The 8,553-nt window shown below is 66.8% G+C and carries 6 protein-coding genes; 3 read left to right on the top strand and 3 right to left on the bottom strand.

Features of this window, described 5'->3' with window-relative positions; all coding sequences use genetic code 11:
- Positions 1-779 (bottom strand): glutamate racemase (gene murI, locus FV228_RS13800; RefSeq protein ID WP_147855148.1); only part of this gene is annotated, 779 nt, incomplete at its 3' end.
- 261 nt (positions 780-1,040) lie between these two features.
- Between murI and egtB the strand changes: the two genes are divergently transcribed.
- The 3 genes from egtB to FV228_RS13785 all read left to right on the top strand — a co-directional run bounded on the left by egtB (position 1,041) and on the right by FV228_RS13785 (position 4,476).
- Positions 1,041-2,309: an ergothioneine biosynthesis protein EgtB gene (egtB, locus tag FV228_RS13795; RefSeq protein ID WP_147855147.1), complete on the top strand. Its 1,269-nt coding sequence runs from the start codon at positions 1,041-1,043 to the stop codon at positions 2,307-2,309.
- 119 nt (positions 2,310-2,428) lie between these two features.
- A complete protein-coding gene (gene egtD / locus FV228_RS13790) occupies positions 2,429-3,403 on the top strand; it encodes an L-histidine N(alpha)-methyltransferase (RefSeq protein ID WP_147855146.1) in 975 nt (324 codons plus the stop codon).
- A gap of 56 nt (positions 3,404-3,459) precedes the next feature.
- Positions 3,460-4,476, top strand: coding sequence for an adenylate/guanylate cyclase domain-containing protein (locus FV228_RS13785; RefSeq protein WP_147855145.1), 1,017 nt, complete (start codon positions 3,460-3,462; stop codon positions 4,474-4,476).
- A gap of 42 nt (positions 4,477-4,518) precedes the next feature.
- Here FV228_RS13785 and FV228_RS13780 read toward each other — a convergent pair whose 3' ends face one another.
- Positions 4,519-5,766, bottom strand: a complete 1,248-nt coding sequence (locus FV228_RS13780; RefSeq protein WP_187277740.1) for an MFS transporter — start codon at positions 5,764-5,766, stop codon at positions 4,519-4,521.
- A gap of 11 nt (positions 5,767-5,777) precedes the next feature.
- Complete coding sequence (locus FV228_RS13775; RefSeq protein WP_187277739.1) at positions 5,778-7,838, bottom strand: TonB-dependent receptor; 2,061 nt, start codon at positions 7,836-7,838, stop codon at positions 5,778-5,780.
- Positions 7,839-8,553: the final 715 nt, after the last annotated feature.

Here is an 8,553-nt window from a genome sequence, read left to right as displayed (position 1 = left end):
GTGAAGGCGCCGTGCACGGCCCCGTCCGGGTCCGCATTCCGCCGGGCCGGGCCGATCAGCTGGATCACGCGCCGGGCGATGGCGGGCGCCGGATCGATCCAGGTCACCGGCCAGGGCGCCAGCGCTTCGAGGCGCGGCAGCAGCAGCGGGTAGTGGGTGCAGGCGAGGCAGACCACGTCGGTGCGCCGTCCGTCAGCCTCGGTGACGAAGCAGGGGGCGATCTCGGCGGCCAGGGCGGCATCGTCGATGGGTGCGCCGGCGAGTTCGGCCTCGGCGAAGCCCGCGAGGTTCGGCGAGCCGACCAGCGTCACCGAACAGGATCCGGCATAGGTCGCGATCAGGTCGTGCGTGTAGGAGCGCGCCACCGTGCCGGGCGTGGCGAGCAGCGTGATCAGGCCCGAGCGCGTCGCGGCGGCGGCCGGCTTGATCGGCGGCACCACGCCGACGAACGGCGTCGCGAAGCGCTGGCGCAGGGCCGGGAGGACCAGGGTCGAGGCGGTGTTGCAGGCGATGACCACCAGGTCTGGCCGGTGCGTCGCGACGAGCTGCTCCATCACCGCGAGCACCCGGGCCACGAGCGTCGCCTCGCCGAGCCGTCCGTACGGGAAGGCGGCATCGTCGCCGGCATAGACGTAGCGGCCGTCCGGCCGGGCGCGGCGCACCGCATCGAGGACCGTCAGGCCGCCCAGGCCGGAATCGAACACCAGGATGGTCGGCTCCGGGGACGCGCGAAACGCCGCGGGGGACAAGCTGGCCCCGGCCATCAGATCGATCCGCATGGAAATTCTGGACTCCGCACTCAGCGCCTCGAATCTCGGTGGCGAGGGTTAAGGCCTCCTCACTGCGGCGCAAGAAAGACCCGCGCTTTCACGTTCTCCCCGTTAACCCCCGCGCCTCCGGCGGCGAATGAGGCGAACGAACCGGGCGCAGGTGGAATCACCAGCGGAGGTTGTCTGACCACCGCGGGGACATATCTTCTGCGACCAAGCTGGGCGTCGATAAGACGATCCCAGGAGAGACGCGAATAAGGGAAGATCCGCATGGCAGCCACGGCGGCACTCCGCTCCGGCGACACGCGCACGCAACCGGCAGCGGCTTTCCCGCCCCCGCCCGTGACGGCCCGGCCGATCGACCGCGCCGCCTGGATCGCCGCATTCCGCTTCGTGCGCAGCGAGACCGAGCGCCGCGCCGCGCCGCTCTCGGCGGAGGACCAGCAGGTCCAGTCGATGGCCGATGCCAGCCCGACCAAGTGGCACCGGGCGCACGTATCGTGGTTCTTCGAGCAGTTCCTGCTGCGCGAGCACCTGCCGGGCTACGCCATCTTCGACGAGCGCCTGCATTACCTGTTCAACTCGTACTACGTGGCGGCCGGCCCGCGGCAGCCGCGGATCCAGCGGGGCATGATCACCCGGCCGACCATGGACGAGGTGACGGCTTACCGTGCGCATATCGACCGGGCGGTGGAGTCGCTGCTCGGCCAGGCCTCCGAGAGTGCCCTGGAGAACGTGCTGCCGATCCTGGAGATCGGGCTGTACCACGAGCAGCAGCACCAGGAGCTTCTGCTCACCGACATCCTGCACGCGTTCGCGCAGAACCCCCTCGGGCCGGTCTACGATGCCGGCTGGCGCTTCCCGGCGGCCTCCGGGCAGACCGGTCAGGCCCCGCTCGCCCGCGGCATCGCCTGGATCGGACATACCGGAGACGGGTTCTCGTTCGACAACGAGTCGCCCCGCCACGAGGCGCTGATCCTGCCCGGCCGGATCGACAAGGCGCTGGTCACCAACCGCGAATGGCTCGCCTTCATGGAGGCGGGGGGCTACGCCAAGCCGGAATTGTGGCTCTCGGACGGCTGGTACGCCGGCCAGGCCGAAGGCTGGGAGGCGCCGGGCTATTGGCGCCGGGACGGCGACGGCTGGGCGACCATGACGCTCGGCGGGGTGCGGCCGGTGGATCTCGAGGCGCCGGTCACCCATGTCAGCTACTACGAAGCCGACGCCTATGCCCGGTGGGCCGGCCGCAGCCTGCCGACCGAGTTCGAGTGGGAGGTGGCGGCGCGGGACGGCGCCCTGCCGGACGCGTTCGGCCTCGTCTGGCAATGGACCCGCAGCGCCTACACCGCCTATCCGGGCTACCGCCCGTTGCCGGGGGCCCTGGGCGAATACAACGGCAAGTTCATGGTCAGCCAGTTCGTCCTGCGCGGCTCGTCGGTGGCGACGCCCGAAGGCCACGCCCGGCTGCCCTACCGCAACTTCTTCTATCCGCATCAGCGCTGGCAGTTCACCGGCCTGCGCCTCGCCGACGCCGCCTAGAGCCGTTCCCGATCGCGTTGCAATCGGGAACGGCTCTCAGTCCTTGGTCCAACGCGCTCGCTTACGCCGAACCGGTATCCATTTCAGCGGCGAGCGCTCGAAACGCCCCGGAGCCTCCCTTGACCGTCAAGCCCAGCTTCTCCGACGCGACCGCGGTCGCCCTGGACACACCGGAACTCGCCTTCCTGGCCGACGTTCGGGACGGCCTGTCCCGCCCGCAGAAGGCGCTCGCGCCGAAGTATTTCTACGACACGGCCGGCTCGGACCTGTTCGAGGCGATCACGCGCCTGCCGGAATACTACCCGACCCGCACGGAGGTCGGGATCCTCGACCGCAGCGGCCCCGAGATGGCCGCGCTGCTGCCGGCCCAGGCCGCCCTCGTCGAGTTCGGCAGCGGCTCGACCATCAAGCTGCGCCGCCTGCTGCGCCACCTCGACAAGCTCGCCGCCTACGTGCCGGTGGACGTCTCGGGCGAGTTCCTGCGGGCGCAGGCGGACGTGCTGAGCGGCGACTTCCCGCATCTGCGGGTCGAGCCGGTGGCCGCCGACTTCACCCGCGACTTCGACCTGCCCGCGAGCCTCGCCGGCATGCCCCGAGCCGGCTTCTTCCCGGGCTCGACCATCGGCAACTTCGAGCCCGCCGAGGCCGAGGACCTGCTGCGGCGGTTCGGGCGCATCCTGGGGGAGGGCGCCCACATGATCGTGGGCGTCGACCTTGTGAAGGATGCCGCGATCCTGGAGAACGCCTATGCGGATGCAGCAGGCGTGACGGCCGCGTTCAACCTCAACCTCCTCACCCGGATCAACCGGGAGCTCGCCGGCCGCTTCGATCTCGGCGCCTTCTCACACCGGGCGGTGTTCAACCCGGGGCCCTCGCGGATCGAGATGCACCTGGTCTCGCAGCGTGCGCAGGATGTCGGGATCGGCTCCGAGACCTTCGCGTTCGCGGCCGGCGAGACGATCCACACCGAGAGCAGCTACAAGTACACGGTCGAGACCTTCCGGGCCCTGGTGGAGCGGGCCGGCTGGACCTGGATCCAGGTCTGGACCGATCCGGAGGGGCTGTTCTCGGTTCACGCCCTCCGGCAGGATTGAACCCCGGCGCGTCGGGCCGGCATTTGGGGCCGGCACTTGGGGTGAAGGACGGCCGGATGCGTTTCAGCCCGCGCTGGTTCTACCTCGTGGCGCCGGGGCTCGGCGCCCTGGCCGGCCTGCTCTACGGATCGCTGTTCGCGGTCGGCCCGCTGCTGGGCTCGGCGATCCGGGGCGCGATCATCGGGACGCCGATCCTGCTCTACGAGCGCGGGCTGCTGTGGCGGCAGATGCGGGAGCGGGTGCGTCAGCTGGCGACGCCGCTGTTCCTGCTCGCCACCGTGGCGCTCTACATCGCCCTGATCGTGGCCGGCAACGCGGTCGCCAGCACCGTGCTGAACCGCCTGTTCCGCTTCATGTACAGCGAGCGGAACGCGATGCTGATGACGGAATCCGGCCTGCTCTACGGGCTCGCGATCTCGGTCCTCGTGGTGTTCGTGTTCCGGGTGCGCGACCTGATCGGTCCCGGCGTCTTCGCCAACCTGCTGATCGGCCGCTACCACCGGCCGATCAGCGAGGAGCGGATCTTCCTGTTCCTCGACGTGACCGGCTCGACCCGCTTCGCCGACCGCCACGGCGACCGCGCGGCGCAGGCCTATCTCGGGCAGGTCTTCAACGCGCTGGCCCTGCCGGTCTCGCGCTTCCGGGGCTCGATCGACGACTATATCGGCGACATGGCCCTGGTCACCTGGACGATCGAGCGGGGCACGCGCGACGCGGCCTGCCTGCGCTGCGTCTTCGCGTTCGCCGAACAGCTCGCCGCCGAGGCCGACGCCTGGACGAAGCGGTTCGGGCAGGTCCCGGAATTCCGTGCCGCCCTGCATTGCGGCTCGGTGGTCACCGCCGAGATCGGGCTCGAGCGCCACAAGATCGCGTATTTCGGCGACGTCGTGAACACCACCGCCCGGCTGGAGAGCCTGTCCAAGAGCCTCGGCGTGCACGTGCTGGTCTCGGCCGACCTGCTCGACCGGATCGGCCCGCTGCCGCCCGACCTCGTGGCTGAAGATCTGGGATCCCACACCCTGCGCGGCCGGGAACAGCCGTTGGCCGTGGCGGCGATCCGGAAGCTGAACTGATCATCGTGCGATTGCCGAGCCGTACAGCCACTGCGCGCGGGCCTAAACGGCTCTCTGATCCTCGAAGGCTCCCCGCACCGTGAGGCCGATCACCAACATTCCCATGGCTGTACCGGCGTAATAAGCGGGCCAGCCGATCAGCTGCGCCACATGGGCGAGGCCAATCACGAGGATTGTCGCCACCAGTCGGCTGACGCCGTAGAGCACCGCATAATCCGTCGCCGGCTGGCTGCCGCGCGCCCAGCCCAATGTCGTCGCACAAACGATGACGAAGAAGCCGCTGGTGCCGGCGTTCATCACGATTGCGCCGGCAATTGCCAGAGATGCTTCGACGCGCCACGCACCGATACCGAGCGCCGCTGCGGCCAACAGGCAAAGGCCGGTGAACAGGGCGATGCCGCGTCCCGGCCCGGCCTGGCGCAGGATCGGTACCGCGAGCAGGGATGCGACCAGACCGCTCAGCGGCGCCGCTGTACCGACGATCCAGCCGATCGTCGCCACCGGTACGCCGAGATCGACCAGCATGACGCGGTTGAGGAAGGAGAGCGCCGCCATGGCGCATGTCACCAGCGTCAACCGGACCATGCGATGCCGCCCCGCTGGATGACGGATCACGGCAAGGAGGTCGGGGCGCGCGCCACTGAGGGCTAGGCTATCGCGATCCCAGCTCCGGTTCAGCAGGATCGGCAGCACCGACAACGCGGAGACGACCGCGCAGAGCCGGAAGGTCGCGGCCCAGCCCAGTTCTACGGACACGGCGACGAACACGCCGCCGCCACCGATCGCGCCGAGCGCGAGCGACGCGACCTTCAGGCCCCCCGCGGTCGGGCGGTGCAGCGCGGGGACACGCGCGGTGCAGAGCGCATCGAGCGCCACGTCCATCGTTGCAGCCGCGAAGGCGATGACGAGACCGAGAAGCAGCAGCAACGCCGGAGGCCAAGCCTCCCCTTCCGCGACGACCAGGAGCATCAGCACGATGAGTGCCTGCATCGGCACGATCCATCCGATCCGAGGAGCATTTCGGAGCGGCCGGACGGCATCGATCAGCGGTGCCCAAAGGAAGGTCAGGCCAAACGGGATCAGGACGATGAAGCCCCACCCGATCGCGGCAAGATCGATGCCCCTCGACCGAAGCAACGGCGGAAGCCCGCCCTGCATGACGCCGTAGATCAACCCGAAGGCGACGTAGAGGCTGGAGGTCGAGCCGAGCAGCTTCCGGACGCCGTTCGGCGGACCGGCCTCGTTGGCGGTGTTGACCGGTCGCGATGCGTCGTCGGCGTGAACGCTCATGTCGCGCCGCCTCAGAACTGGAACGCGGTGCCGACGCCGAAAATCCGGCCTTGACCGACACGCACGGTTCGGATCGGGCCGAACGCTTGCCCCCATGCCTGATAACGGTCATCGAACACGTTATTGGCGAAGACATAGACGCTGACGTCGTCATTTTGCCAGGTCAGCTTCAGATTGACGATCCCATAGGCCTTGAGATTGAAGCTGTTCCGCGCGTCCGCTGCGCGCGTGTCGACATATTGGTAGACGATGCGTCCGGCGAATCGGCCCGGCATGCCGAGGCTGTCCGCCGACCAACGATACTCGGCTCCGGCATTGCCAGTGATCGCTGGAACGTTCGGCACCGCGTTGCCGGATTTCGCCCCGGTGAAACTTTTGGCCGGGATATCGACGAGTTCGGCATGGGTGTAGCCGACACCGCCGAAGACATCGAAATCCGGCGTGACCTTGGCGGCAAGCTCCAGCTCGCCCCCATAGCTCTGGTAATCCACGGCGACGGTCGTGAAGAGCGCCTGCGAGGGCTCGAACAGAATGAGATGGCCGTTCTTCACATCGTTGAAGAACGCCGAACCGCTGAGCGACGGCAGGTCGTCGGGCTGCCTCGCCTTGAAACCCACCTCGTAGGTCCAGCTCGTCGATGCCGGGAAGGCAGCTTCGGGCTTGGAGAGGGCGCTGTTGACCGAATAGGCCGGGTAGCCCGCCGTGACATAGCCACGCCCGACCGAGGCATAGGTCATGACATCCGGCGTCCATTCATAGCTGAGGGCGACGCGGCCGGTCATGAAATCGTCATCGAGCGACGCATCCTGCGCGAAGCCGCGTGAGACGCCGGGCAGGCCGTTTCCGTTGAAGCGGAAATGTGCGTCCTTGTCCTCGTGCGTCGCTCGCAGCCCGAGTGTGGCCTTGAGGCGTTCGGCAAGCGGTACCGTCATCTCTCCGAAGGCGGCATAGCTGTCGACGAGGAAACGATTGTCCTGGACGCCGTTCATCGCGAAGAAGGTTGGGGTCAGGGCGCGCGAGTTGCGGCCCGCCGACGATTCGGATCGGAAATAGTTGACCCCCGCCGTCCAGGACGCCCACGAGTCCGGCAGCGAGGACGCACGCATCTCCTGGAGGAAACTGTCTTCCCCGAGGCTGAGCCGGGTGACATCGGCCCCGGGAACCTTCCAACTCGGAAGGCCCGGGCCGCGCATCGGCATCAGCGCGAAGACGAGATCATCCGTCGGATCGAAAATGTTGATCGATCCGCTGTGCTGATAGGATGTTTGCGTATTGAGAATGAACCCATCGAACTCATGCTTGATGCGCAGGTTCACGCTTCGGCTCTCACCATCGACCAAGGTTCGAGGATTGGTCGCGCTAATGGGAAAACGCGGCGTATCGCTCAACAGGAAACGCGGCGAATGTGATCGCTCCTTGCCGTAGTTGAAGGTCAGCAGGGCCTCGGTTTGATCCTCGGTGGTGACGAGCAGGCTGCCGCGCGCTGCGCCGATATCGAGACCGCCGTCCTTCCCGCCTGCGGCGATGTTGGGGATATCGCCGCCGAACGTGTTCCAGCGCACGGCAAGGCGACCTGCCAGCCTGTCGGGGATGAGCGCTCCGTTCGCGACGAACTGGCCGAGCCGGTAGCCGTTCGAGCCGACCTCGCCCGTCGCGACGAAGGAGCGGTCGAAGGTCGGAGCGTTGGAGACGATGTTCACGGCGCCGGCCTGCGTATTGCGTCCGAACAAGGTCCCCTGCGGACCACGCAAGACTTCGACACGCTGCGTGTCGAACAGATTGGGCGCGATGCTGTAGACCGAGATCGGCATCTCATCGTGGTAGAATACGACGGACGTATCGTCCGAAGACAGCGGCGAGATCGCACCGACCCCGCGGATGTTGGTCGCGTTGCCGAACAGACCGCCCGCATCGGTGAAGTAGAAATTCGGCACGGAACGCGTGAGGTTCGCGTTGGAAGCGGATGTAGAAGAATCCGCCTCGGAACCTTTCCGCACGGTCACGCTGATCGGCACGGCGATCGGATTTTCAGGGCGGCGCCGAGCCGTCACGGTGAGCGCGTCCAGCACCATCGATCCGTCGGCGGCATCCGCCGACGCGGGGCGGCGGGATCGACGCTCATGGGTTCCAGGCGCTGCTTGCCGTCGCTGATCGTTCTGGGCCGTCGGTGTCTGTTCGGGTGGCGTGGCCGACCGGCTATAGGGTGCGCGCCCCTGATGAGCGTTCTCACTCCGCGCAAGATGCGGCAGGAAAGCTCCGGCTGTCAGCAAGATCGGCAGCAACAACGAACCCACGCGCGCTATGCTGACGCCGCTATCTTTCAATTCAACAACGTAAGGACAAGAACAATATTTCGACATAACAAGTGCAGTCCCATTTTAAATGGGCAGACCTTCCGGATTTTCTGGCGGAAGGGAACGCCGGGTTCTTAATTCCAGCTGAGCACTTTCACATGACTGGCAGTCAGTCAATGATTCGATCGACGTTTTGCAGAATTTAAGAATTGGAAAAATCTAATTTTAATTTCTCATCCCACAGCAGAACGGGAGCTAATATTGCTTTTTGTAGGTTACATAAGAAGATAATCGACAAAAATTACATGGTAAATCTACATCAATGATTGCCGACAGGCTTGCGATTGCGGTCCGCCCGTCGCAACACCAGCGATCAGACAGCGGACTGGGTGCCAGGCGAAGTCGCCCTCCCTTCCTCAGGCGCCCAGCACCTTCAGCACCTCCCGGGCGGCGCGCTCGCCGTCGAGGGTGGCGCCGCCGACCGTCATTGCGC

The organism is Methylobacterium sp. WL18, from assembly GCF_008040015.1.
Lineage (GTDB): Bacteria > Pseudomonadota > Alphaproteobacteria > Rhizobiales > Beijerinckiaceae > Methylobacterium > Methylobacterium mesophilicum.
Note: the sequence above shows the minus strand (reverse complement) of the source record. Positions and strands in the feature narration are given on the sequence as shown.

Coding starts and splice junctions, on each gene's coding strand:
- egtB (WP_147855147.1), top strand. CDS start 1,041: ATGGCAGCCACGGCGGCACTCCGCTCCGGCGACACGCGCACGCAACCG.
- FV228_RS13785 (WP_147855145.1), top strand. CDS start 3,460: ATGCGTTTCAGCCCGCGCTGGTTCTACCTCGTGGCGCCGGGGCTCGGC.
- FV228_RS13780 (WP_187277740.1), bottom strand. CDS start 5,766: ATGAGCGTTCACGCCGACGACGCATCGCGACCGGTCAACACCGCCAAC.
- FV228_RS13775 (WP_187277739.1), bottom strand. CDS start 7,838: ATGGTGCTGGACGCGCTCACCGTGACGGCTCGGCGCCGCCCTGAAAAT.